General features: G+C 40.3%; 29 protein-coding genes. 16 read left to right on the top strand and 13 right to left on the bottom strand.

Annotation, left to right across the window (positions count from 1 at the left end; all coding sequences use genetic code 11):
• Positions 1-9: 9 nt before the first annotated feature.
• Entirely contained in the window at positions 10-477 is a 468-nt protein-coding gene (locus O3664_RS01650; RefSeq protein ID WP_084928470.1) for an 8-oxo-dGTP diphosphatase, read from the top strand.
• On the opposite strand, the gene O3664_RS01645 is transcribed toward O3664_RS01650, so the two are convergent.
• The 5 genes from O3664_RS01645 to coaB all read right to left on the bottom strand — a co-directional run bounded on the left by O3664_RS01645 (position 474) and on the right by coaB (position 3,510).
• A complete protein-coding gene (locus O3664_RS01645) occupies positions 474-989 on the bottom strand; it encodes a transcription repressor NadR (RefSeq protein ID WP_084928471.1) in 516 nt (171 codons plus the stop codon). The two genes, O3664_RS01650 and O3664_RS01645, sit on opposite strands and share 4 nt — an antisense overlap.
• A gap of 19 nt (positions 990-1,008) precedes the next feature.
• On the bottom strand, positions 1,009-1,536 hold the full coding sequence (locus O3664_RS01640) for an ECF transporter S component (RefSeq protein WP_084928472.1): 528 nt from the start codon (positions 1,534-1,536) through the stop codon (positions 1,009-1,011).
• Positions 1,537-1,710: 174 nt separating this feature from the next.
• Positions 1,711-2,274 (bottom strand): ECF transporter S component, encoded by a 564-nt coding sequence (locus O3664_RS01635; protein WP_261061697.1) that lies wholly within the window; start codon positions 2,272-2,274, stop codon positions 1,711-1,713.
• Complete coding sequence (gene coaC / locus O3664_RS01630; protein ID WP_261061696.1) at positions 2,258-2,809, bottom strand: phosphopantothenoylcysteine decarboxylase; 552 nt, start codon at positions 2,807-2,809, stop codon at positions 2,258-2,260. The genes O3664_RS01635 and coaC overlap by 17 nt, the downstream gene beginning before the upstream one ends.
• Positions 2,810-2,820: 11 nt before the next feature.
• Positions 2,821-3,510: a phosphopantothenate--cysteine ligase gene (gene coaB, locus O3664_RS01625; protein ID WP_261061695.1), complete on the bottom strand. Its 690-nt coding sequence runs from the start codon at positions 3,508-3,510 to the stop codon at positions 2,821-2,823.
• A 233-nt stretch (positions 3,511-3,743) separates the two neighbouring features.
• On the opposite strand from coaB, the gene O3664_RS01620 reads away from it, so the two are divergent.
• The 4 genes from O3664_RS01620 to radC all read left to right on the top strand — a co-directional run bounded on the left by O3664_RS01620 (position 3,744) and on the right by radC (position 9,104).
• The gene (locus tag O3664_RS01620; protein ID WP_261061693.1) at positions 3,744-5,414 is read left to right on the top strand and encodes a formate--tetrahydrofolate ligase; all 1,671 of its coding nucleotides are present in this window, start codon (positions 3,744-3,746) and stop codon (positions 5,412-5,414) included.
• Positions 5,415-5,488: 74 nt separating this feature from the next.
• Complete coding sequence (locus tag O3664_RS01615; RefSeq protein WP_261061692.1) at positions 5,489-5,998, top strand: GNAT family N-acetyltransferase; 510 nt, start codon at positions 5,489-5,491, stop codon at positions 5,996-5,998.
• A gap of 91 nt (positions 5,999-6,089) precedes the next feature.
• Positions 6,090-8,381 carry a DNA helicase PcrA gene (pcrA, locus tag O3664_RS01610; protein WP_371613533.1) on the top strand — a complete coding sequence of 764 codons (2,292 nt, stop codon included), beginning with the start codon at positions 6,090-6,092 and terminating at the stop codon, positions 8,379-8,381.
• Positions 8,382-8,423: 42 nt separating this feature from the next.
• Positions 8,424-9,104, top strand: coding sequence for a DNA repair protein RadC (radC, locus tag O3664_RS01605; RefSeq protein WP_125452076.1), 681 nt, complete (start codon positions 8,424-8,426; stop codon positions 9,102-9,104).
• Here radC and O3664_RS01600 read toward each other — a convergent pair.
• The 7 genes from O3664_RS01600 to O3664_RS01570 form a co-directional block, all read right to left on the bottom strand.
• On the bottom strand, positions 9,101-9,790 hold the full coding sequence (locus O3664_RS01600) for a gamma-glutamyl-gamma-aminobutyrate hydrolase family protein (RefSeq protein WP_125452074.1): 690 nt from the start codon (positions 9,788-9,790) through the stop codon (positions 9,101-9,103). The two genes, radC and O3664_RS01600, sit on opposite strands and share 4 nt — an antisense overlap.
• A gap of 17 nt (positions 9,791-9,807) precedes the next feature.
• Positions 9,808-10,449: a redox-sensing transcriptional repressor Rex gene (locus O3664_RS01595; protein ID WP_000653403.1), complete on the bottom strand. Its 642-nt coding sequence runs from the start codon at positions 10,447-10,449 to the stop codon at positions 9,808-9,810.
• 82 nt (positions 10,450-10,531) lie between these two features.
• Positions 10,532-10,747, bottom strand: coding sequence for a DUF4649 family protein (locus tag O3664_RS01590; protein ID WP_000462491.1), 216 nt, complete (start codon positions 10,745-10,747; stop codon positions 10,532-10,534).
• A 7-nt stretch (positions 10,748-10,754) separates the two neighbouring features.
• Complete coding sequence (locus O3664_RS01585; RefSeq protein WP_371613532.1) at positions 10,755-11,102, bottom strand: DUF1831 domain-containing protein; 348 nt, start codon at positions 11,100-11,102, stop codon at positions 10,755-10,757.
• A gap of 4 nt (positions 11,103-11,106) precedes the next feature.
• Positions 11,107-12,222, bottom strand: coding sequence for a cysteine desulfurase family protein (locus O3664_RS01580; protein WP_371483769.1), 1,116 nt, complete (start codon positions 12,220-12,222; stop codon positions 11,107-11,109).
• A gap of 9 nt (positions 12,223-12,231) precedes the next feature.
• The gene (locus O3664_RS01575) at positions 12,232-13,191 is read right to left on the bottom strand and encodes a ribose-phosphate diphosphokinase (protein ID WP_001283818.1); all 960 of its coding nucleotides are present in this window, start codon (positions 13,189-13,191) and stop codon (positions 12,232-12,234) included.
• Between the two features lie 111 nt (positions 13,192-13,302).
• Positions 13,303-13,872: a CYTH domain-containing protein gene (locus O3664_RS01570; protein ID WP_261113692.1), complete on the bottom strand. Its 570-nt coding sequence runs from the start codon at positions 13,870-13,872 to the stop codon at positions 13,303-13,305.
• Between the two features lie 128 nt (positions 13,873-14,000).
• Here O3664_RS01570 and O3664_RS01565 point away from each other — a divergent pair, with 128 nt between their 5' ends.
• From O3664_RS01565 to O3664_RS01515, 11 genes are all read left to right on the top strand, one after another.
• On the top strand, positions 14,001-14,672 hold the full coding sequence (locus O3664_RS01565; RefSeq protein ID WP_371613531.1) for a GTP pyrophosphokinase family protein: 672 nt from the start codon (positions 14,001-14,003) through the stop codon (positions 14,670-14,672).
• On the top strand, positions 14,656-15,474 hold the full coding sequence (locus O3664_RS01560; protein ID WP_254754177.1) for an NAD kinase: 819 nt from the start codon (positions 14,656-14,658) through the stop codon (positions 15,472-15,474). Before O3664_RS01565 ends, O3664_RS01560 begins: the two co-directional genes overlap by 17 nt.
• Positions 15,471-16,367 carry an RluA family pseudouridine synthase gene (locus O3664_RS01555; protein WP_261061680.1) on the top strand — a complete coding sequence of 299 codons (897 nt, stop codon included), beginning with the start codon at positions 15,471-15,473 and terminating at the stop codon, positions 16,365-16,367. The genes O3664_RS01560 and O3664_RS01555 overlap by 4 nt, the downstream gene beginning before the upstream one ends.
• A gap of 43 nt (positions 16,368-16,410) precedes the next feature.
• The gene (gene pta, locus O3664_RS01550) at positions 16,411-17,385 is read left to right on the top strand and encodes a phosphate acetyltransferase (protein WP_000451571.1); all 975 of its coding nucleotides are present in this window, start codon (positions 16,411-16,413) and stop codon (positions 17,383-17,385) included.
• 188 nt (positions 17,386-17,573) lie between these two features.
• On the top strand, positions 17,574-18,749 hold the full coding sequence (gene mutY / locus O3664_RS01545) for an A/G-specific adenine glycosylase (RefSeq protein WP_371613530.1): 1,176 nt from the start codon (positions 17,574-17,576) through the stop codon (positions 18,747-18,749).
• A 55-nt stretch (positions 18,750-18,804) separates the two neighbouring features.
• Positions 18,805-19,512: a response regulator YycF gene (gene yycF, locus O3664_RS01540; protein WP_024057595.1), complete on the top strand. Its 708-nt coding sequence runs from the start codon at positions 18,805-18,807 to the stop codon at positions 19,510-19,512.
• Positions 19,505-20,863, top strand: a complete 1,359-nt coding sequence (vicK, locus tag O3664_RS01535) for a cell wall metabolism sensor histidine kinase VicK (protein ID WP_024057596.1) — start codon at positions 19,505-19,507, stop codon at positions 20,861-20,863. Before yycF ends, vicK begins: the two co-directional genes overlap by 8 nt.
• Positions 20,856-21,665, top strand: coding sequence for an MBL fold metallo-hydrolase (locus tag O3664_RS01530; protein ID WP_000004964.1), 810 nt, complete (start codon positions 20,856-20,858; stop codon positions 21,663-21,665). Before vicK ends, O3664_RS01530 begins: the two co-directional genes overlap by 8 nt.
• A 90-nt stretch (positions 21,666-21,755) precedes the next feature.
• Entirely contained in the window at positions 21,756-21,998 is a 243-nt protein-coding gene (relB, locus tag O3664_RS01525) for a type II toxin-antitoxin system RelB family antitoxin (RefSeq protein WP_000208079.1), read from the top strand.
• A gap of 1 nt (position 21,999) precedes the next feature.
• Entirely contained in the window at positions 22,000-22,254 is a 255-nt protein-coding gene (locus O3664_RS01520) for a type II toxin-antitoxin system RelE/ParE family toxin (protein ID WP_004239453.1), read from the top strand.
• Positions 22,255-22,299: 45 nt separating this feature from the next.
• Positions 22,300-23,073: a potassium channel family protein gene (locus O3664_RS01515; RefSeq protein WP_084928478.1), complete on the top strand. Its 774-nt coding sequence runs from the start codon at positions 22,300-22,302 to the stop codon at positions 23,071-23,073.
• Between the two features lie 37 nt (positions 23,074-23,110).
• On the opposite strand, the gene O3664_RS01510 is transcribed toward O3664_RS01515, so the two are convergent.
• Positions 23,111-23,458, bottom strand: a complete 348-nt coding sequence (locus O3664_RS01510; RefSeq protein ID WP_371613529.1) for a thioredoxin — start codon at positions 23,456-23,458, stop codon at positions 23,111-23,113.
• Positions 23,459-23,461: the final 3 nt, after the last annotated feature.

Genomic DNA, 23,461 nt, shown 5'->3' with positions numbered 1-23,461 from the left:
GGAGAAAATATGTCCCGTTCCCAATTAACGATTTTAACAAACATTTGTCTGATTGAAGACCTTGAAACCCAGCGCGTGGTTATGCAGTATCGCTCTCCTGAAAAGTATCGCTGGTCTGGTTATGCCTTTCCTGGAGGTCATGTAGAAAATGGCGAAGCTTTCGCAGAGTCTGTCATTCGTGAAATCTATGAAGAAACAGGATTGACTATCAAAAATCCCCAACTGGTAGGTGTTAAAAATTGGCCTCTGGATACAGGTGGGCGCTACATTGTCTTTTGTTATAAGGCGACCGAGTTTACTGGAAGTCTCCAATCATCAGAAGAGGGTGAAGTTTCTTGGATGAAAAAAGACCAGATTCCAAACTTGGATCTGGCCTATGATATGTTACCCTTGATGGAGATGATGGAAGCTCCTGATAAATCAGAGTTTTTCTACCGCCACCGTACAGAAGATGGCTGGGATAAGAAAATCTTCTAGTCTTTTACTAAATAACCAAGCTGATCCAAGGCCTCCTCGATATAGTGGAGGTCTTGTTGTGTCTCGGCTTCAACTAGGTGGTAATGGATACCATCTGTCAATTCAGATAGAGGTCTAAAGTCAGAATGCTCGACTTGTTCTAGAAAATGTTGCACATCTCGGCGACAAGACAGTTTAAGCAAGGTTTCAATTTCTCCATAAACGGGATGGTCAATCAAGGTATTCTGGACACGACCTCCATTATCTACGATAGCAAAAAGTTCCTGACCGATTTCTTCAACTTCATGTTTTACTTTAAAAAGTTTGTGAACATAAGGATTGGTATCAATTTGCTTATAAATGTAGCCACGATTGGTAGATAGGATAGGAGCGCCATCGGCTCTCAAAATTGCAATGTCCTGTACAATGACCTGACGTGTGACATGAAAATGTTCCGCCAAACTTTGGCCATTTAGGGCTTTAGGGGCTTCCTTCAAGAGTTGGAGCAGGGCTTGTTTGCGATCTTTTGTCATAGTTCTTCCTTTTAACGGCTTAACGGCGTTTTCGAAGCACTTTATAGACAGCTAGTGCTAATGTATAGTCTACCATACTATGGATAATTGTGCCAAATCCAACTAGTATAAATAGGACATAAAACATATTTTCTACATTGGTACCAGAAGTAGCGTAAAAAACGACACAGGCTAATACTTCAGCAAGGGCATGAATGATAGCCAAAACAAAGTTGAAAATCCAGGAAGATTTTGGTTTATCAAGAGTATCGGGGAATTTTTGTAAGTAAAGAGCTCCTAGAGTACCAAAAAAGATATGGGAAAAAGCTCGAAAAACAATCACCATAGGATAGCCAGCCATCAAAAATCCAAAACTAGAGGCTAGGATAACAAAAACTGCCATTAAGGGAGACAAGAACATAGCGATAAAAATAGCGATATGGCTCCCCAAAGTGTAAGAAGCTGGTGGAATGACAATCTTAAAAGGCATTACAATTGGAATCAAAATCGCAATAGCTGTTAAGAGGGCTGTCATGGTCATAAATTGTGTCTTTTTCCGTGTATTCATAAGAATCTCCTTTTTAATTGTATATACATTAGTATAGTACAATTAAAAAGACAATAAAGCAAGGATTTACTTAGGTTTATAGGAGATTTAAGTTAAATATTGGTAAAGATTTTACTAAAAAGAAACTACTTCAAACAAAATCTCCACCTTCAAATATGAAAGCGGAGATTGTTTTTATTTCTTCAAAGTTTGTAGTCGTGGAACAATAGCTAGGGTCAGAACTGCGGAAATGACTAATTCGGCAATGGAGTTTGTTGAGACAACGGTTGCAAGGAGTTTTTGGATATTACCATCAAAAACATTTCCAAAAAGGTAGAAAATTCCACCAAGTACAAAGACTGTGTTGGTAAGTGAACCAAGGGCACCAGCTAGAATCAGACCAGTTTTATTTTTCATCAATTTATAAACCAGATAAGGAGTTAAACCGATCAAAATCCGTGGGACGATGGCAATGATAGCTGAGTAGATGTTCCCGTTTGGTACAAATGGGGAGAAGAGATAACTTGTTGGTAGAATTGTAATCGTGTTAACTGTCAAGCTAAGTAGCCCCATCAAAAATCCAAGTGTAACCCCAACTCGTGGACCGTAGATAATGCTGGCAATAATGACAGGAATATGAACGATGGTTGGTTTGATTGGGAATGGAAAAAGGTTAAAGACAAGTGAGCTCAGAAAATGAATCACAAGCATGGTTGCAAAGAAGATAGCAATGGGCGCAATATTAGAGCGTTTTTTCATCGAGAGTTTCCTTTATTCTTTCTAAAATAATTGTGAGGTCGGCTAAAGCTCCTTGTCCATGGTCTCCGCAAGCTAGTAGGGATTCTTTTGGAGCAATCAGATGATAGCCGTAGTTTTCTAATGTTTTCAGATTAGCCTGAGTTGCCGGATGGTCATACATTTTTGTATTCATTGCTGGTGCGATGAGTTTGGGAATATGACTTGGCAGGGCTAGAGCCGTACTGGTCACCATATTGTCTGCAAAGCCGTGGGCTAGTTTTGCAATAGTGTTAGCAGTTGCAGGGACCACGATAAATAAATCCGCTTTTTTTCCCAGTTCGATATGATTGACTTGATCGGGATAAGGTTCCTTCATGACATCCAAGTTGACAGGATTCTGTGAGAGTACTTGTAGTGTCAAAGGTTGGATAAACTCTGTAGCAGCCTGAGTCATTAAGACAGTGACTTGATGGCCTTGTTTTTTTAGAGAACTGACTAAATCTGCCGACTTGTAAGAGGCGATTGACCCCGTTACAGCCAAGAGAATGTGTGCCATAGCTTTCCTTTCTAAGAATGGTAGGCTTGAATTTTTTCAAGGAGGAGTTTTGCAATTTCTTCTTTAGTGTTAACAGTTTGAAGATGATCGTTCTCAACAAAGATAGCTCGGTGCTGATCTGCTGAGATTTGAGTGAGGTCATTTGCGATAATCAAGTCTGCTTGGTTTTTGATAAGACTTTTTCTAGCAATGTCAACCAGATGGTCTTCGGAAACGTCAACCAGAAGTTTAAATCCAATCAGATGAATAGCAGGATTCCACTCCTTTACTAGAGAGATGATTTTGGGTGTTTTTTTAAGGAACAAAACCTGAACTTCATCAGTTGAAGAAATCTTAGCTTGATGATTCTGCATGCTTAAAAATTCTTCTAGATTGGAGCTAGCCTGGACTTCCTCAAAACCTGTCATATAAACAGGAGTGTAATCAGATACGGCCATTGAGTGAATCAAGACCTGATAATCCTTGACAAGTTCTTGTATTTCTAGCAGAAGCTCGTTGGTATTGTTAATTTCTCGAATACTTAGGTTGGGATGGGCTTCTGGCTTCAGAGCTCGTTTTGTCGTTATCAAAGAAACTTCATGTCCTGCAGCAAGCAGGGTTTCTGTGATGATTTTCCCCAAGCGACCTGTAGAATGGTTAGTGATAGAGCGGACGCTATCGATAGCTTCACTGGTACCGCCCGATGTAACTAAAATTTTCATAGCACTATTGTACACAAAAATAAAATAATAAGCAAAAGAAAGCGCTTGAATATAGATGAAAATAAAAAAGAATCGATTATAGTTTCAAACTATAAAGCCATATAAAATTTAAGAAAGGGCTCTAAAAACCATAAAAATAGAGATATTCACGAACGTTTAGAGAGTTTAAGGATGTTAAAAATCTTGTTTTGTGTTATAATGAATTATCATATAAGAGGTTAGAGGAGTTTTGAATGAAAACAGATATTGAAATCGCACAGAGTATTGAGTTGAAACCAATTGTTGATGTTGTAGAGAAACTTGGTATTTCTTACGACGATTTGGAGTTGTACGGAAAGTATAAGGCTAAACTCAGCTTTGATAAAATTCGTGCAGTTGAGAGCAATCCAGTTGGCAAGTTGATTTTGGTTACTGCCATCAACCCAACACCAGCAGGTGAAGGGAAATCAACCATTACTATTGGTCTTGCGGATGCCTTGAATAAGATTGGCAAGAAAACTATGATTGCCATTCGCGAACCATCTCTTGGTCCAGTGATGGGGATTAAGGGTGGTGCTGCTGGTGGAGGGTATGCCCAAGTTCTCCCTATGGAGGATATTAACCTCCACTTTACTGGGGATATGCATGCTATTACAACTGCCAACAATGCGCTTTCTGCCTTGATTGACAATCACTTGCACCAAGGAAATGAGCTAGGAATTGACCAACGTCGTATCCTCTGGAAACGTGTTGTAGACTTGAACGACCGCGCCCTTCGCCATGTGACCGTTGGACTTGGTGGTCCTTTAAATGGTATTCCACGTGAGGATGGCTTTGACATTACAGTTGCTTCAGAAATCATGGCAATTCTTTGCTTGGCAACGGATATCGAAGACTTGAAACGCCGTTTGGCTAATATTGTCATCGGTTATCGCTATGACCGAACACCTGTTTCTGTTGGCGATTTGCAGGTTGAAGGTGCTTTGGCTTTGATTTTGAAGGATGCTATTAAGCCGAACCTGGTTCAGACAATTTACGGAACACCTGCCTTTGTACACGGTGGTCCATTTGCCAATATTGCTCATGGATGTAATTCAGTCTTGGCAACAAGCACAGCCCTTCACTTGGCTGATTACACAGTTACTGAAGCTGGTTTCGGTGCAGACCTTGGTGCCGAGAAATTCCTTGATATTAAGACACCAAACTTGCCAACATCTCCAGATGCAGTAGTTATTGTTGCAACCCTTCGTGCCCTTAAGATGAATGGTGGCGTGGCTAAAGACGCTTTGACAGAAGAAAACGTAGAAGCTGTTCGTGTCGGTTTTGCTAACTTGAAACGCCACGTTGAAAATATCCGTAAATTTGGAGTACCTGCAGTTGTAGCAATCAATGAATTTGTCTCTGATACAGAAGCTGAAATTGCAGCCTTGAAAGAACTTTGTGCCTCAATCGATGTACCAGTTGAATTGGCTAGTGTCTGGGCTGATGGTGCAGAAGGTGGGGTAGCACTTGCCGAAACAGTTGTTAAGACGATTGCTGAAACCCCAGCTAACTACAAACGTTTGTATGATAATGATCTTTCTGTTCAAGAAAAGATTGAAAAGATTGTTACTGAAATCTACCGTGGTAGCAAAGTAAACTTTGAAAAGAAAGCTCAAACACAAATCGCCCAAATCGTTCAAAACGGTTGGGACAAATTGCCAATCTGTATGGCTAAAACTCAATATAGTTTCTCAGACAATCCAAATGCACTTGGAGCACCTGAAAACTTTGAAATTACCATTCGTGAATTGGTACCAAAATTAGGTGCAGGCTTCATCGTTGCCTTAACTGGTGATGTTATGACCATGCCAGGCCTACCAAAACGACCAGCAGCCCTCAACATGGATGTTGAGAGTGACGGAACCGTTCTAGGATTGTTCTAGTATATTGCAATTGATTTTAAATGAGTTTGGAGATTTTAATCCAAGCTCATTTTCGATTTTAGAGAGGGGAATATATGCCAAAGATTCGAACAGTAAGAGAGTCTGATATTCCAGAACTGCTTGCTATTTATGCTCCTTATGTTCTTAATACAGCCATTACATTTGAATATGAAATTCCAAGTGATGAGGAATTTCAAAGAAGAATCCAAAAGACCTTGCTTAAGTATCCTTATCTAGTACTAGAGGAGGCAGGTCAAATTTTAGGGTATGCCTATGCTTCTACCTATTATGATAGGCGAGCCTACGATTGGTCAGTTGAACTTTCGATTTATTTGCACCAAGAAGCCCAAGGAAGAGGTTTAGCGAGTATTTTATATGACTATCTAGAGGAAGAACTAGAGTCTAGAGGTTTTTTACGATTTTTAGCTTGTATCGCTTTGCCAAATGATAGAAGTATCTCTCTTCACCAAAAGAGGGGGTATAAACAAGTGGCTCATTTCCCTAAGATAGGCTATAAGTTTGGGAAATGGCATGATATCGTTTGGATGCAAAAGTCGTTGACTCCTCCTGACGAGATGAGCTAGTTGCCTTCTACACGTATCTAGTCTATGTAAAGATATTTTCCCTGAATTCTGATATAATAGAAATATTGACTTCAAGAGTAAGGAAGAGAAGATGAACACATTATTAAATGGAATGAATGACCGTCAGGCTGAGGCGGTGCAAACGACAGAAGGTCCCTTGTTAATCATGGCAGGGGCTGGTTCTGGGAAGACCCGTGTTTTGACCCACCGTATTGCTTATTTGATTGATGAAAAGCTGGTCAATCCGTGGAATATCTTGGCCATTACTTTTACTAATAAGGCTGCGCGTGAGATGAAAGAGCGTGCATATAGCCTCAACCCAGCTACTCAGGACTGTCTGATTGCGACCTTTCACTCCATGTGTGTTCGTATTTTGCGTCGAGATGCGGACCATATAGGCTACAATCGTAATTTCACTATTGTCGATCCTGGCGAACAAAGAACTCTTATGAAACGCATTCTTAAGCAGTTGAACTTGGATCCAAAAAAATGGAATGAACGAACTATTTTGGGGACTATTTCCAATGCCAAGAATGATCTGATTGATGATGTGGCTTATGCTGCTCAAGCTGGCGATATGTACACGCAAATCGTGGCTCAATGTTACACAGCCTATCAGAAAGAGCTTCGTCAGTCGGAGTCGGTTGACTTTGATGATTTGATTATGTTGACCCTGCGTCTCTTTGATCAAAATCCTGATGTTTTGACCTATTACCAGCAGAAGTTTCAATATATCCACGTTGATGAGTACCAAGATACCAACCACGCCCAGTACCAATTGGTCAAACTTTTGGCTTCCCGTTTTAAAAATATCTGTGTGGTTGGGGATGCGGACCAGTCTATCTACGGTTGGCGTGGTGCGGATATGCAGAATATTTTGGACTTCGAAAAAGATTATCCCCAAGCCAAGGTTGTTTTGTTGGAGGAGAATTACCGTTCCACTAAGACAATCCTTCAAGCAGCCAATGAAGTTATCAAAAACAATAAAAATCGTCGTCCGAAGAATCTCTGGACTCAAAATGCTGATGGGGAGCAAATCGTTTACTATCGTGCCAATGATGAACTGGATGAGGCTGTATTTGTAGCTAGAACCATTGATGAACTTGGTCGCAGTCAAAACTTCCTTCACAAGGATTTTGCAGTTCTCTATCGGACAAATGCGCAATCTCGTACTATTGAAGAAGCCTTGCTCAAGTCCAATATTCCTTACACTATGGTTGGCGGAACCAAGTTCTACAGCCGTAAGGAAATTCGAGATATTATCGCTTACCTCAATCTTATTGCCAATTTGAGTGACAATATCAGTTTTGAGCGTATTATCAACGAACCGAAACGTGGAATTGGTCCAGGTACAGTTGAGAAAATTCGTGACTTTGCGAATATGCAAGACATGTCCATGCTAGATGCTTCAGCCAATATCATGTTATCTGGCATCAAGGGTAAAGCAGCCCAGTCTATCTGGGATTTTGCCAATATGATTCTGGATTTGCGGGAACAGCTAAACCACTTAACTATTACAGAGTTGGTTGAGGCGGTTCTAGAAAAAACAGGATACGTCGATATTCTTAATGCCCAGGCGACTTTAGAAAGCAAGGCTCGGGTAGAAAACATCGAGGAGTTCCTATCTGTGACGAAAAACTTTGATGATACCTCTGATAGTCCAGAAGAGGAAGCTGGTCTGGACAAACTGAGTCGTTTCTTAAATGATTTAGCCTTGATTGCGGACACAGATTCAGGGAGTCAGGAGACATCAGAAGTGACCTTGATGACCCTGCATGCTGCCAAAGGTCTCGAGTTTCCAGTTGTCTTTTTGATTGGGATGGAAGAAAATGTCTTCCCGCTTAGCCGTGCAGCTGAAGATCCAGATGAATTAGAAGAAGAACGCCGTCTGGCCTATGTAGGAATTACGCGTGCAGAGAAAATTCTCTATCTGACAAATGCCAACTCGCGCCTGCTTTTCGGTCGTACCAACTACAACCGTCCGACTCGTTTTATTAACGAAATCAGTTCAGACTTACTTGAGTATCAAGGATTGGCTCGTCCAGCAAATTCAAGCTTTAAGGCATCTTATAGCAGTGGTGGCCTTGCCTTTGGTCAAGGTATGAGTCTTGCCCAGGCCCTCCAAGACCGTAAACGCGGTGTGGCACCAAAAACTATCCAGTCAAGTGGCCTTCCGTTTGGTCAATTTACAGCTGACGCAAAATCAGCGTCTAGTGAGTCAAATTGGTCCATTGGAGATATTGCTCTCCACAAGAAATGGGGAGAGGGAACTGTTCTGGAAGTTTCAGGTAGCGGTGCTACACAGGAATTAAAAATCAATTTCCCAGAAGTAGGTTTGAAAAAACTTTTAGCAAGTGTGGCCCCAATTGAGAAAAAAATCTAATTTTCCATCCTTCTCACGAATAATAAAGTGAGGAGGATTTTTATGTATAGTATTTCATTTCAAGAAGATTCACTATTACCAAGAGAAAGACTGGCTAAAGAAGGAGTAGAAGCGCTCAGTAATCAAGAGTTGCTAGCTATTTTACTCAGGACAGGAACACGTCAAGCTAGCGTTTTTGAAATTGCTCAGAAAGTCTTGAGCAATCTTTCAAGCCTAACTGATTTGAAAAAAATGACCCTGCAGGAATTGCAGAGTCTGTCTGGTATTGGCCGAGTTAAGGCCATAGAATTACAAGCTATGATTGAACTGGGCCATCGTATTCACAAACACGAAACCCTTGAGATGGAAAGTATTCTCAGTAGCCAAAAGTTGGCCAAGAAGATGCAGCAGGAGTTGGGACATAAAAAACAAGAGCACCTGGTGGCGCTCTATCTCAATACTCAAAATCAAATCATCCATCAACAGACCATTTTTATCGGTTCTGCAACTCGTAGTATCGCTGAGCCGCGAGAGATTCTTCACTATGCTGTCAAGCATATGGCGACTTCTCTCATTTTGGTTCACAATCATCCTTCGGGAGCGGTAGCGCCTAGTCGAAATGATGATCATGTCACTAAACTTGTTAAAGAAGCCTGTGACCTGATGGGAATTGTCCTCTTGGACCATTTGATTGTCTCTCATTCTAATTACTTTAGTTATCGTGAAAAGACAGATTTAATCTAAAGTTCATTAACGATATAGTCAAAGAGGTTTTTATCTTTGGGACGATTTTCAAAAAGAAACTCTGGATGCCATTGGACACCGAGAAAGGCGACATCATCCGTACTCATGACAGCTTCAATGATACCATCCTTAGGATCATGAGCTGCAATCTTTAAGTTAGGTGCTAAATCCTTGATGCTCTGATGGTGGAAGGAGTTGATATGGGAGATTTCTCCATAGATTTCTCGAAGAACAGTATCAGCTTCTGTCACCAAGCGTTGAGTTGTGTACTCAGCAGAACAATCCTGCCAATGGTCTTCGATATCTTGGTATAAAGTTCCACCCATGGCAACGTTAAAGAGTTGAGTTCCACGGCAGACAGAAAAAATTGGCTTTTTCTGTTTAATAGCTTCCTTGATGAGGGCCAGTTCAAAGATATCCCTTTGAAGGTGGTAGTCATCGCTATCGATGGTTTTTGGTTCACCATAGAATTTTGGATCAACATTTTGCCCACCTGTCAAGATGAGCTTGTCAATCATACTGATATAGTGGCAGGCCATTTCTTGATCACCAATCGGTAGGATGATGGGAATTCCTCCAGCTTCTTTAACGCCTTCAACAAAGCCTTTTGCTACGTAGCTCATCATGATGTCATCATCTGGATGAGTTTTTTCGTTTCCTGTAATCCCAATAACTGGTTTTTTCATAAAATGATTTTCGCTTTCTAATCCTCTTTTCGCATGAAGTAGAGGAGGGTTTGGAGTTCACTTGTCAAATCGACATACTGAACGACCACGTCTTTTGGTAAATGCAGATGGACTGGTGAAAAACTGAGAATTCCTTTCACGCCAGCATCTACCAAGAGATTAGCGACCTCTTGTGACTTGACGCTGGGAACGGTCAGGATAGCAGTCTTGACATCAGCATCCTTGATTTTATCCTTGATTTGAGAAATCCCGTAAATAGGAATTCCATCAGGAGTTTGGGTACCGACTTCAGGATGGTCATCAAGGTCAAAGGCCATGATAATCTTCATCTTGTTGCGCTCATGGAAGCGATAGTGGAGAAGGGCATGGCCCATATTACCAATACCAACAAGCATGACATTGGTAATAGAGTTATCATTGAGCAAATCGGCAAAAAATGTCATCAGTTTTTTGACATCATAGCCAAAACCACGGCGACCTAGTTCACCAAAATAGGAAAAATCACGACGTACGGTCGCGGAATCAATACCGATAGCCTCTGCAATTTGCTTAGAGTTGGCACGTTCAATCTTTTCTGCATGAAATCTCTTAAAAATTCGATAGTAGAGAGAGAGTCTTTTCGCTGTAGCTTTTGGAATAGCAAACTGTTTATCTTTCACAAAATCACAACCTTTCTATTCTTCTATTTTATAGAAACATTGTGAAAAAATCAACAAAAACAAGAAAAAACTAAGAAAAATCTTAGTTTTGATGTAAAAAATCTGCATGTGATAGAAAACGGTAGAGGTCTCCGACCAGTCCTTGGTAAACTTCCTGCCCCTTAAAGGTCAAAGAAGTCACATAAAGTGTATCTGGCAGAGTCACACATCCTGACAGAGCCAGCATGAGAGCCTCGTAATCCTCATACTTGAGAGTTCGCTCTACATGATAGCTGTCCTTATAGGTCAGTTCAAACATATGGAACCTATCTTTCTGATTTTGTAAAGACACCACGTTCTACCAAGCTATCCATGAGAAAATAGAATTTTTCCTGATGAATGTGGTGGTCTTCTGATTTGAAAATATCAACTAGACGTAGCCCAAACTTGTCAGTGATATTGATTTTTGCACCTGTAAGTTCCTTGTTAATGATGATTTTGAGTAGGAATCCCTCACCGCTGTTCGGAACTTTTTCTAAAAGGCGAGTCAATTCATAGTTACCAATCTTAGTCTCAAAAAAGGTGTTGTCCTTAAGGGTAAATTTTTTAACAGAAGGGCTAAGAGTGTAGTCGTAACGACAATTTTTTAACTGAATGGTTTTTTCAAATGCCATATGGCTAACCTCCGATAATTTCTTTTAAGGTTTTTGCGAGGGTTTGTAGGTCTTCAACAGTATTTTGTGGAGACAAACTAATGCGAACGGATTCCTTCAAGCGTTCTGAATTTGCTCCGTACATAGCTTCAAGAACATGGCTAGATTGGACAATACCTGCCGTACAGGCTGAGCCAGTAGAGATTGAAATTCCAGCTAAATCTAGACGAAGGAGTAAGAGGTCATTTTTCTGACCAGGAAATCCAATATTGAGAACATAAGGGAGATGATGTTCTCCTCTATTCAAGTAATATTGAATGTCCTCTAGCTCTGCAAGAAAGGCAGTGTCTAAATTTTGTACATGTTGAAAATGTTCTTCTTGCTTTTCTAGGTCTTCTTTTAGGGCTGCAACCATAGCCACTATGGCAGCTAGATTTTCAGTCCCTGCACGTTTTTTCTGTTCTTGGTCTCCGCCATGTAGATAGGAATCAAAGTCCATGCTAGATGCGTAGAGAAAGCCGATTCCCTTAGGGCCATGGAATTTATGGGCAGAAGCGGTGAGAAAATCAATGCCCAATTCTTCGGGATGAATTGGTATTTTGCCAATAGCCTGAACTGCATCGACATGATAGGCGGCAGGGTGTTGCTTGAGTATTTGGCCAATTTCAGCAATGGGCAGTAGGTTTCCTGTCTCATTATTGGCAAACATGGTTGAAACCAAAATCGTATCGTCACGTAAAGCTTTTTGAATTTGTTGGGCTGTGATTTCTTGATTTTCTGGCTGGATAATGGTTGCTTCAAACCCAAAGTGTTGAACCAAGTAATCAATCGTTTCAAGGACAGCATGGTGCTCAATGGCAGTTGTGATGATATGTTTTCCTTGTTCTTGATGACGAAGGCAGTAGCCAATGATGGCAGTATTGTTTCCTTCAGTCCCACCAGAAGTGAAAAAGATATGTTGAGGTTTTGTCCCCAGTAACTGGGCTAGTTCCTGACGGGCTTCTCTCAAGAGTTTTCCAGCTTGACGACCATGACCATGAATACTAGAAGGATTGCCATGGGTTTCTTGCATAACCTTGGTCATAGCTGAAATAGCAACTGTTGACATGGGAGTCGTTGCAGCATTGTCCAAATAAATCAAAGAATCACCTTATTTCTTTTTGTTGTAGGCAAAGAGTGGGCTGACTGGTTTTCTTTCGTGGATACGGACGATGGCATCACCAATTAACTCACTAGCAGTGATGTAGCATACGTTTTTAGGAGTTTTTTCTTTTGTTGCTACTGAATCAGTCACAAGAATTTCTTTAATATTAGTATTGTCGAGAAGTTCAGCAGCTCCCTCAACGAAGAGACCGTGGCTAGAAACAGCATAAATTTCTGTAGCCCCTTCACGTTCAACGATTTTAGCAGCTTCAGAGAAGGTGCGTCCAGTATTTAAAATATCGTCAATCAAGATGGCTTTCTTACCTTCAACATCACCGATAATATAACCTTCGTTGCGAGTAGCATCGTCTTGAGGGTAGTCGATAATGGCGATAGGAGCATCAAGATACTCAGCCAAGCTACGGGCACGCTTTACACCTGAATTTTTAGGGCTGACGACAACAACATCTGACCCAAGTAGGCCCTTATCGCAGTAATGTTTTGCAAATAGTGGCACTGTGAAGAGGTTATCGACAGGAATATCAAAGAAGCCTTGAACCTGAACGGCATGTAAATCAAGTGTAAGGATACGATCTACACCAGCCTTAACCAGCATATTGGCAACTAGTTTCGCTGTAAGTGGCTCACGAGGTGAAGCGATACGGTCTTGACGTGCATAACCAAAATATGGAAGAACAACGTTGATGCTGTGGGCACTTGCACGCACACAAGCATCGACCATGATAAGCAATTCCATTAGGTGGTTGTTAACAGGGAAACTTGTTGATTGGATGATGTAAACATCATAACCACGGACACTTTCTTCAATATTCACTTGGATTTCTCCATCTGAAAATTGACGTGATGATAGTTTTCCAAGTGGGACACCAACAGCTTGAGCAATTTTCTGTGCAATCTCTTGGTTAGAGTTGAGTGCGAAAAGTTTCATGTTTTTTCTATCTGACATTATAGACCGTCCTCTGTAAACTTTTTAAATCCTAGTCATATCTGCCTAGCTTATATGAACTGGGATTTTGGTATTTTATCTTTTCTATTTTACCAAAAAATAGAGATTATTTCAGCTATTTTTCATGCTTTTAACAAATCGGACCAATTTTGAGGGAGCTTTTTGATAAGCAATCTGATTTTCCTCTAAAAATTGCTGGAAATCTTGTTTCCCTTGCTCGTGATTTTCAACTTCAAGCTCTAATTCGTAATCTGTCATATCAAAGTACTGACTTTCATCCAGCGCCATGAGACCAATAGCTGTTTGCATTTCATAGCGAAGTGTCGTTAGACAACCAAGGATCTGCCATTCACTTGTTTTAATACCATGTTTCACCAATTCATTAAGAACCAGTCCCTGAGGAAGTTCTTCCTTAGCCAGATAGTTTTCAGCATCTTTTAGTTGCAATTTTTGATTGTATTCCATGTTTCCAACACTTTGCGGGACTTTGAGTGTCAATTCTGCCCAGTCTTCAAAGGTTCGAATGCGCATAGCAACTTTCTTTTCTCTCAGTTCAAAATCAGGCGTGTCGATGTAGTAATTTTTTTGAAGAACAGGAGTGACACCTGTGAACTGGTCTTTTAGACGATCATATTCATCTTTTTTCAAGAGTGTTTTCAATTCAATTTCTAAATGTTTCATTTTTCTTACCTTTTCTTTATCGTTGAAAGCGGATTATATGATATAATAGCTTTGTATTTATTGTATATGAATCTGGAGAAAAAATCAAAGATATTTTTGAAGGATAATATGAGAACAAGGGAGAATATATGACCATAGAATGGGAAGAATTTCTAGATCCTTACATTCAAGCTGTTGGTGAGTTAAAGATTAAACTACGTGGTATTCGGAAGCAATATCGTAAGCAAAATAGGCATTCTCCGATTGAGTTTGTGACTGGCCGAGTCAAGCCAATTGAGAGCATCAGGGAAAAAATGGCTCGGCGTGGCATTACTTATGCGACCTTAGAGCACGATTTGCAAGATATTGCTGGTTTGCGTGTGATGGTTCAGTTTGTAGATGACGTCAAGGAAGTAGTGGAGATTTTGCGCAAGCGTCAGGATATGCGGATCATACAGGAGCGAGATTACATTACTCATCGAAAAGCATCAGGCTATCGTTCCTATCATGTGGTAGTAGAATATACGGTTGACACTATCAATGGTGCTAAAACCATTTTGGCGGAAATTCAAATACGTACCTTGGCCATGAATTTCTGGGCAACGATAGAACATTCTCTCAACTACAAGTACCAAGGGGATTTCCCAGAGGAGATAAAGAAGCGACTGGAAATTACAGCCAAGATTGCTCATCAGTTGGATGAAGAAATGGGTAAAATTCGAGATGATATCCAGGAAGCCCAGGCACTTTTTGATCCTTTGAGTAGAAAATTAAATGATGGTGTAGGAAACAGTGACGATACAGATGAAGAATACAGGTAAAAGAATTGACCTGATAGCTAATAGAAAACCGCAGAGTCAAAGGGTTTTGTATGAATTGCGAGATCGTTTGAAGAGAAATCAGTTTATACTCAATGATACCAATCCAGATATCGTTATTTCCATCGGTGGGGATGGTATGCTCTTGTCGGCCTTTCATAAGTACGAAAACCAGCTTGACAAGGTCCGCTTCATTGGTGTTCACACTGGACATTTGGGCTTCTATACGGACTACCGTGATTTTGAGTTGGATAAGCTAGTGACTAATTTGCAGCTAGATACCGGAGCAAGAGTCTCTTACCCTGTTCTAAATGTGAAGGTCTTTCTTGAAAATGGTGAAGTGAAGATTTTCAGAGCATTAAATGAAGCCAGCATCCGCAGGTCTGATCGAACCATGGTGGCGGATGTTGTGATTAACGGTGTCCACTTTGAACGTTTTCGTGGAGATGGGCTAACAGTTTCGACACCGACTGGTAGTACAGCCTATAACAAATCACTTGGCGGAGCTGTTTTACACCCAACCATTGAAGCTTTACAATTAACGGAAATTGCTAGCCTTAATAATCGTGTCTATCGAACCCTGGGCTCTTCCATTATTGTTCCTAAGAAGGATAAGATTGAACTCATTCCAACGAGAAACGATTACCATACTATTTCGGTTGACAATAGCGTGTATTCTTTCCGTAATATTGGGCGTATTGAGTATCAAATCGACCATCATAAGATTCACTTTGTCGCATCACCTAGCCATACCAGTTTCTGGAACCGCGTTAAGGATGCTTTTATCGGCGAGGTGGATGAATGAGGTTTGAATTTATCGCAGATGAACATGTCAAGGTTAAGACCTTTTTGAAAAAGCATGAGGTTTCTAAGGGGCTTCTGGCCAAGATTAAGTTTCGAGGTGGAGCTATTCTGGTCAATGATCAACCACAAAATGCAACCTATCTATTGGATATTGGAGACCTTGTTATCATCGATATTCCTGCTGAGGAAGGTTTTGAAACTCTAGAAGCTATCGAGAGACCATTAGACATTCTCTATGAGGATGATCATTTTCTAGTTTTAAATAAACCCTATGGAGTGGCTTCTATTCCTAGTGTCAATCACTCCAATACCATTGCCAATTTTATCAAGGGTTACTACGTCAAGCAAAAATATGAAAATCAGCAGGTTCACATTGTAACTAGACTTGATAGAGATACTTCTGGCTTGATGCTCTTTGCTAAGCACGGCTATGCCCATGCACGATTAGACAAGCAGTTGCAGAAGAAATCTATCGAGAAACGCTACTTTGCCTTAGTTAAAGGTGATGGATATTTGGAATCAAAGGGTGAAATTATTGCTCCGATTGCGCGTGATGAAGACTCTATTATTACCAGACGTGTAGCCAAAGGTGGAAAGTATGCTCATACTTCTTACAAGATTGTAGCATCTTATGGGAATATTCATTTGGTTGACATTCGCCTGCACACTGGTCGAACCCACCAAATCCGAGTCCATTTTTCTCATATTGGTTTTCCTTTGTTGGGAGATGATTTGTACGGTGGTAGTCTAGACGATGGAATTCAGCGTCAAGCCCTGCATTGCCATTACCTATCCTTTTATCATCCATTTTTAGAGCAAGACTTACAATTAGAAAGTCCCTTGCCGGATGATTTTAGCAATCTTATTACCCAGTTATCAACTGATACTCTATAAAAACTGTTTCAGAGTATAATTATTATCTTAAAGGAGAAAACTCATGGAAGTTTTTGAAAGTCTCAAAGCCAACTTAGTTGGTAAAAATGCTCGTATTGTTCTCCCTGAAGGGGAAGAACCTCGTATTCTTCAAGCGACTAAACGCCTGGTAAAAGAAACAGAAGTGATTCCTGTTTTGCTTGGAAATCCTGAAAAAATTAAAATTTATCTTGAAATCGAAGGTATCGAGGACGGTTATGAAGTCATTGATCCTCAACACTACGATAAATTTGAAGAAATGGTTGCTGCCTTGGTAGAACGTCGCAAGGGCAAAATGTCTGAAGAAGATGCACGCAAGGTTTTGGTTGAAGATGTCAACTATTTTGGTGTTATGTTGGTTTACTTGGGATTGGTTGATGGAATGGTGTCAGGAGCGATTCACTCAACAGCTTCAACAGTTCGTCCAGCCCTTCAAATCATCAAAACTCGTCCAAATGTAACTCGTACTTCAGGTGCCTTTCTCATGGTTCGTGGTACTGAACGTTATCTGTTTGGAGACTGTGCCATCAATATCAATCCAGATGCAGAAGCCTTGGCTGAAATTGCTATTAATTCAGCAATCACAGCTAAGATGTTTGGCATCGAACCTAAAATTGCCATGCTGAGCTATTCTACTAAAGGTTCTGGATTTGGTGAAAGCGTTGATAAGGTTGTTGAAGCAACTAAAATTGCTCACGACTTGCGCCCTGACCTTGAAATCGATGGTGAGTTGCAATTTGATGCAGCCTTTGTTCCTGAAACTGCAGCTTTGAAAGCTCCTGGAAGTACAGTAGCTGGTCAAGCAAATGTCTTCATCTTCCCAGGTATCGAGGCAGGAAATATCGGCTACAAGATGGCCGAACGTCTCGGTGGTTTTGCGGCTGTTGGTCCTGTTTTGCAAGGTTTGAACAAGCCAGTTAACGACCTTTCTCGTGGATGTAATGCAGATGATGTTTACAAGTTAACCCTTATCACAGCAGCCCAAGCTGTTCATCAATAAGATTTAGTCCTCTTTCCCTTGGGAAGAGGTTTTTTATACTCAATGAAAATCAAAGAGCAAACTAGGAAACTAGCCGCAGGCTGTACTTGAGTACGGCAAGGCGACGTTGACGTGGTTTGAATTTGATTTTCGAAGAGTATTAATACTAGGAAAAGGACAGTTAGAATCTTCTGTGTTATACTAGAGATATGTTAGATTTGAAAGAATACGGTATTGTCATGTGGCCAGAGGAGAAGATTGTTTCTTTCCGTGAGAAACTTCTTGCCTGGTATGATGAAAACAAAAGAGATTTACCCTGGCGAAGAAGTAAAAATCCTTATCACATCTGGGTATCTGAAATCATGCTCCAGCAGACCAGGGTGGATACGGTTATTCCTTATTACGATCGATTCTTGGACTGGTTTCCAACAGTAGAAAGTTTGGCGAATGCGCCTGAAGAGCGTTTGTTGAAGGCTTGGGAAGGTTTGGGTTATTATTCTCGAGTACGCAATATGCAGGCTGCAGCCCAGCAGATTATGACTGACTTTGATGGTCAATTTCCAAACACTTATGAAGGAATTTCCAGCTTGAAAGGAATTGGTCCCTACACTGCAGGCGCCATTTCTAGTATTGCTTTTAACTTGCCTGAGCCAGCTGTAGATGGTAATGTCATGCGTGTTTTGGCGCGTCTATTTGAAGTCAACCACGATATTGGGATTCCAAGTAATCGTAAAATTTTTCAGGCAATGATGGAAATCTTGATTGATCCAGAGCGTCCGGGTGATTTTAATCAAGCTTTGATGGACTTAGGATCTGATATTGAGGCGCCTGTAAATCCCAGACCAGAAGAAAGCCCAGTTAAGGACTTTAGTGCGGCATATCAGAATGGAACCATGGACCGTTATCCAATCAAGGCTCCCAAGAAAAAGCCAGTTCCCATTTATCTAAAAGCCTTGGTGGTCAAAAATACTCAGGAACAATTTTTACTTGAAAAAAATGAAAGTGAAAAGCTCTTGGCAGGTTTTTGGCATTTCCCCTTGATAGAAGTTGATAACTTTTCGCAAGAAGAGCAGTTTGACCTCTTTCATCAGGTTGCGGAAGAAAGTGTGAACTTTGGTCCCAGTCCAGAGGAGAGTTTTCAGCAGGACTATGACCTAGATGTTGATTGGCTTGATGTTTATTTTGACACTGTCAAGCATGTCTTTAGCCATCGTAAGTGGCATGTTCAAATTGTAGCAGGTCAGGTGACTGATTTTCATAACTTTTCCGATAGGGAAGTTCGCTGGCTTTCACCAGAAGAGTTCAAGGATGTTCCACTTGCCAAACCCCAACAAAAAATCTGGCAGGCTTATGCACAAGCCAAGTTAGACAGTAGCAAAGACTAGCTATTGTGTTTTCTTGTTATTTTTTTGATATAATAGTAGAGAAAAAGGTGAACAAATGAAAAAAATATTAATTGTAGATGATGAAAAACCAATCTCGGATATTATCAAGTTTAATATGACCAAGGAAGGTTACGAGGTTGTAACTGCTTTTAATGGTCGTGAAGCGCTAGAGCAATATGAAGCAGAGCAACCAGATATTATTATTTTGGATTTGATGCTTCCAGAAATTGATGGTTTAGAAGTTGCTAAGACTATTCGCAAGACTAGTAGTGTACCTATTATCATGCTTTCAGCTAAAGACAGTGAATTTGATAAGGTTATCGGTTTAGAACTTGGGGCAGATGACTATGTAACCAAACCCTTCTCAAATCGTGAGTTGCAGGCACGTGTTAAAGCTCTTCTTCGTCGTACGGACTTGGTTTCTGTAGATAATCAGGATTCTGATGAAAAGAAAACCCAACCCTTGCAAATTGGGGACTTGGAGATTGTGCCAGATGCCTATGTGGCTAAGAAATACGGTGAGGAACTAGACTTAACCCACCGTGAATTTGAACTCTTGTACCACTTGGCTTCTCATATCGGTCAAGTGATTACGCGTGAACACTTGCTTGAAACGGTCTGGGGTTATGATTATTTCGGAGATGTTCGGACTGTTGACGTAACCATCAGACGTTTGCGTGAGAAGATTGAAGACACACCAAGTCGTCCAGAGTATATTCTAACACGTCGCGGTGTTGGTTATTATATGAGAAATAATGATTAAACTAATAAAAGACACAGTTTTAACCAGTGATTTTATCTTTATCCTCATTCTACTTGGCTTTATTTTAGTTGTGACCTTGCTTTTACTAGAAAATCGTAGGGATAACATTCGGTTGAAGCAAATCAATCAAAAGGTAAAGGACCTGATTGCAGGAGATTATTCTCAGGTATTGGATATGCAGGGAAGCTCTGAAATCACTAATATTACCAATAATCTTAATGATTTATCAGAAGTAATCCGCTTGACCCAAGAAAATCTGGAACAAGAGAGTAAACGATTACACAGTATCCTCTCATACATGACAGACGGAGTTCTTGCGACCAATCGTCGTGGCAAGATTACTATGATTAACGACATGGCCAAGAAACAGCTAGGTGTTCAGAAGGAAGAGGTTCTCAATAAAAGTATTCTAGAATTGCTTCAGATTGAAGATGAGTATGAACTTCGTGATTTGATTACCCAAATTCCTGAGCTCATGATTGATTCTCAGGATGACAATGGTGAATATCTGAGCCTTCGTGTACGTTTTGCCTTGGTTCGTCGTGAGTCTGGCTTTATTTCTGGTTTGGTTGCTGTTTTACACGATACGACGGAGCAGGAGAAGGAGGAGCGCGAACGGAGACTCTTTGTTTCGAACGTTAGTCATGAGCTACGGACGCCTCTGACTAGTGTAAAATCCTATCTTGAAGCCTTGGATGAGGGGGCCTTGTCAGAACCTGTCGCACCAGACTTTATCAAGGTATCTCTAGATGAAACTAACCGTATGATGCGAATGGTGACGGATCTCCTCCATCTTTCACGGATTGATAATGCGACCAGTCACCTAGATGTGGAACTGATTAACTTTACTGCCTTTATTACCTTTATCCTTAACCGCTTTGATAAGATGAGGGGATCAGACGAAGAAAAGAAATATGAATTGGTCAGAGATTATCCGATTACCTCTGTCTGGATTGAAATTGATACAGACAAGATGACACAGGTGATTGATAATATTCTCAACAATGCCATTAAATATTCTCCAGATGGTGGAAAAATCACAGTGACCATGAAGACAACTGATGATCAGATGATTTTATCCATCTCAGACCAAGGCTTGGGTATTCCTAAGCAGGATTTACCACGTATCTTTGACCGTTTCTACCGTGTGGATCGTGCTAGAAGCCGTGCTCAAGGTGGAACAGGGCTAGGACTGTCTATCGCTAAAGAAATTATCAAACAACATAATGGTTTTATTTGGGCCAAGAGTATATATGGTAAGGGATCAACCTTTACCATTGTGCTCCCTTATGATAAGGATGCAGTGAAGGAAGAAGTATGGGAGGACGAAATAGAAGACCAGAATGAGTGAAACAGGCTTTAAATACAGTATTTTAGCGTCGGGTTCCAGTGGAAATTCCTTTTATCTGGAAACCCCAAAAAAGAAACTTTTAGTGGATGCAGGCTTATCTGGTAAGAAAATCACCAGCCTACTTGCTGAAATAAATCGCAAGCCAGAAGACTTGGATGCCATCTTGATTACCCATGAGCATTCTGACCATATCCATGGAGTCGGTGTGTTGGCTCGCAAGTATGGTATGGATTTGTATGCCAATGAAAAGACCTGGCAGGCTATGGAAAATAGCAAGTATCTTGGCAAGGTAGATTCTTCGCAAAAGCATATCTTTGAAATGGGCAAAACCAAAACCTTTGGAGATATCGACATCGAGAGTTTTGGTGTTAGCCATGATGCCGTCGCACCGCAGTTCTATCGCTTTATGAAGGATGATAAGAGTTTTGTCATGCTGACTGATACAGGTTATGTTAGTGACCGTATGGCGGGAATTGTCGAAAATGCGGACGGCTATCTTATCGAGTCCAACCATGATGTAGAGATTCTGCGAGCAGGTTCTTATGCTTGGCGACTCAAACAACGAATCCTATCGGATCTCGGTCACCTTTCTAACGAGGATGGTGCCGAAGCTATGATTCGTACCTTAGGAAATCGCACTAAGAAAATCTACCTTGGTCACTTGTCTAAGGAAAACAATATCAAGGAGCTGGCTCACATGACTATGGTCAATCAGCTAGCTCAAGCTGATCTGGGAGTCGGAGTAGACTTTAAGGTTTATGATACCTCACCAGATACCGCAACACCATTGACAGACATATAGAAAGAACGCTGAGAAGGTGTTCTTTTTATATTGACTGAACACCTAAAAAGTAATACAATGGTGTTACCATTAAAAAAGGGAGTGCAAAAAATGACTACTATTACATTAAAAGTTTCTGAAGCTGACAAAACATTTATGAAAGCAATGGCTAAGTTTGAAGGAGTTTCCCTGTCGGAACTTATCCGCACCAAAACTCTTGAAGCTCTAGAAGATGAATACGATGCTCGTGTGGCAGATTTAGCCTATCAAGAGTATTTAGAAGACTTGGAAAAAGGAGTTGAACCCATTACTTGGGAAGAAATGATGCATGATTTAGGCTTGGAGGATGAATAATTTGTATAAATTAGTTCCAACAAGACGTTTCATCAAGCAATTGAAAAAATTGGATCGTTATACGCAGAAGATAATTACAAACTATTTACAAACCAATGTTTTGGAAGACCCAAGACGACACGGAAAGGCTTTGGTTGGTAATCGCGTTGGTCAATGGCGCTATAGAATTGGTAATTATCGAGTTATCGTACAAATTGTAGATGATGAATTAGTCATTGCTACTTTAGAAGTTGGTCATCGGAGAGATATTTATTGAATTAAAGTTGAGTAATAACAGTATAGAAAGTGAGGAGAGTAAAATTTGAAGAAAAAATGGTTTTTTGCAGATTATTATGATACAACAATTATTTTACTTGCTTTAATCTCTGTTATTCTGGTATTACTTGGATTTGCTGAGATGATTGATTTAGACAGTCCTCCATACAGTATTATTGACTTGCTACTTTGGTTTGTGTTTGTGGTAGATTATGGTTGGCGGTTCTTTTCAAGTAAAGCAAAATGGAGGTTTATACTTGAAAATATCTTTGACTTGTTAGCTATCCTTCCTTTAAATGCTATTTTTACAGTATTGCGATTAGGGCGTATCTTCCGCTTAGCAAGGCTGACAAAATTACTGAAACTGACTCGTTTACTTAGAATAATTGGACTTACAGGTAAATTAGAAAGAAATATTAGTAGATTCTTACGGACAAATGGCCTGATTTATATCTTGTATGTTAATATTTTTATTGTTCTAGTAGGAAGTTCAATTTTATCTGTAGTTGAAGAAAAATCTTTCTCAGATAGTCTTTGGTGGGCTCTTGTGACAGTAACCACTGTTGGTTATGGTGATATTGTTCCAGTTTCCCTTTTTGGGAAATGGCTAGCTGTTTTATTAATGTTGGTAGGGATTAGTACAATAGGAATGTTAACAAGTGCCTTTACGAACTTTTTTGTAAAAGATAATCCAGTTGAACAGATAAAACTTGATAAACTCCAAGACGAATTATCGAGCCAAAGAATATTAATAGAGAAACAATCTGAGAAAATCGAAGAACTGCATCGGATGATACAAGATTTGCTTGAAAAAAGGTAACTTTGACCATTTAAAAACCACTCGATGAGTGGCTTTTTTACAATCCTGCAAATTCTTTGATTTCTTGTGCTGACATTGAAGAGTCGCAACGGACATTGATTTGTCCATCTGCAATGTGAACAAAACCTGGTACAGTTGGGATTTCGTAACGTGATCGGAAGTCTTGCAATGCATCTAGTTGACTTGGTTCTTCACTATTGATGAAATAGATGTGTGCTTTTGTTTCAGCTACGACACCTGCCAATGTACCTGCAAATTTACGGCAGTAAGGGCAAGTTTTGCGACCGATAAAGAAGGTTGCAGTTTCTTTTTTATCAAGAGCTTCTTGCGCACGCGCAACTGTAGTGACTTCAAGGTCTTTGATATTATCTAAAAATTGTTCCATGAG

This window comes from Streptococcus sp. 27098_8_109 (genome assembly GCF_041432295.1).
Taxonomy (GTDB): Bacteria; Bacillota; Bacilli; order Lactobacillales; family Streptococcaceae; genus Streptococcus.
Note: the sequence above shows the minus strand (reverse complement) of the source record. Positions and strands in the feature narration are given on the sequence as shown.

Excerpts from the sequence above, each read along its gene's own strand:
- O3664_RS01650 (WP_084928470.1), top strand. The coding sequence starts at position 10 with ATGTCCCGTTCCCAATTAACGATTTTAACAAACATTTGTCTGATTGAA.
- O3664_RS01645 (WP_084928471.1), bottom strand. The coding sequence starts at position 989 with ATGACAAAAGATCGCAAACAAGCCCTGCTCCAACTCTTGAAGGAAGCC.
- O3664_RS01640 (WP_084928472.1), bottom strand. The coding sequence starts at position 1,536 with ATGAATACACGGAAAAAGACACAATTTATGACCATGACAGCCCTCTTA.
- O3664_RS01635 (WP_261061697.1), bottom strand. The coding sequence starts at position 2,274 with ATGAAAAAACGCTCTAATATTGCGCCCATTGCTATCTTCTTTGCAACC.
- coaC (WP_261061696.1), bottom strand. The coding sequence starts at position 2,809 with ATGGCACACATTCTCTTGGCTGTAACGGGGTCAATCGCCTCTTACAAG.
- coaB (WP_261061695.1), bottom strand. The coding sequence starts at position 3,510 with ATGAAAATTTTAGTTACATCGGGCGGTACCAGTGAAGCTATCGATAGC.
- O3664_RS01620 (WP_261061693.1), top strand. The coding sequence starts at position 3,744 with ATGAAAACAGATATTGAAATCGCACAGAGTATTGAGTTGAAACCAATT.
- O3664_RS01615 (WP_261061692.1), top strand. The coding sequence starts at position 5,489 with ATGCCAAAGATTCGAACAGTAAGAGAGTCTGATATTCCAGAACTGCTT.
- pcrA (WP_371613533.1), top strand. The coding sequence starts at position 6,090 with ATGAACACATTATTAAATGGAATGAATGACCGTCAGGCTGAGGCGGTG.
- radC (WP_125452076.1), top strand. The coding sequence starts at position 8,424 with ATGTATAGTATTTCATTTCAAGAAGATTCACTATTACCAAGAGAAAGA.
- O3664_RS01600 (WP_125452074.1), bottom strand. The coding sequence starts at position 9,790 with ATGAAAAAACCAGTTATTGGGATTACAGGAAACGAAAAAACTCATCCA.
- O3664_RS01590 (WP_000462491.1), bottom strand. The coding sequence starts at position 10,747 with ATGTTTGAACTGACCTATAAGGACAGCTATCATGTAGAGCGAACTCTC.
- O3664_RS01585 (WP_371613532.1), bottom strand. The coding sequence starts at position 11,102 with ATGGCATTTGAAAAAACCATTCAGTTAAAAAATTGTCGTTACGACTAC.
- O3664_RS01575 (WP_001283818.1), bottom strand. The coding sequence starts at position 13,191 with ATGTCAGATAGAAAAAACATGAAACTTTTCGCACTCAACTCTAACCAA.
- O3664_RS01570 (WP_261113692.1), bottom strand. The coding sequence starts at position 13,872 with ATGAAACATTTAGAAATTGAATTGAAAACACTCTTGAAAAAAGATGAA.
- O3664_RS01565 (WP_371613531.1), top strand. The coding sequence starts at position 14,001 with ATGACCATAGAATGGGAAGAATTTCTAGATCCTTACATTCAAGCTGTT.
- O3664_RS01560 (WP_254754177.1), top strand. The coding sequence starts at position 14,656 with ATGAAGAATACAGGTAAAAGAATTGACCTGATAGCTAATAGAAAACCG.
- O3664_RS01555 (WP_261061680.1), top strand. The coding sequence starts at position 15,471 with ATGAGGTTTGAATTTATCGCAGATGAACATGTCAAGGTTAAGACCTTT.
- pta (WP_000451571.1), top strand. The coding sequence starts at position 16,411 with ATGGAAGTTTTTGAAAGTCTCAAAGCCAACTTAGTTGGTAAAAATGCT.
- mutY (WP_371613530.1), top strand. The coding sequence starts at position 17,574 with ATGTTAGATTTGAAAGAATACGGTATTGTCATGTGGCCAGAGGAGAAG.
- yycF (WP_024057595.1), top strand. The coding sequence starts at position 18,805 with ATGAAAAAAATATTAATTGTAGATGATGAAAAACCAATCTCGGATATT.
- vicK (WP_024057596.1), top strand. The coding sequence starts at position 19,505 with ATGATTAAACTAATAAAAGACACAGTTTTAACCAGTGATTTTATCTTT.
- O3664_RS01530 (WP_000004964.1), top strand. The coding sequence starts at position 20,856 with ATGAGTGAAACAGGCTTTAAATACAGTATTTTAGCGTCGGGTTCCAGT.
- relB (WP_000208079.1), top strand. The coding sequence starts at position 21,756 with ATGACTACTATTACATTAAAAGTTTCTGAAGCTGACAAAACATTTATG.
- O3664_RS01510 (WP_371613529.1), bottom strand. The coding sequence starts at position 23,458 with ATGGAACAATTTTTAGATAATATCAAAGACCTTGAAGTCACTACAGTT.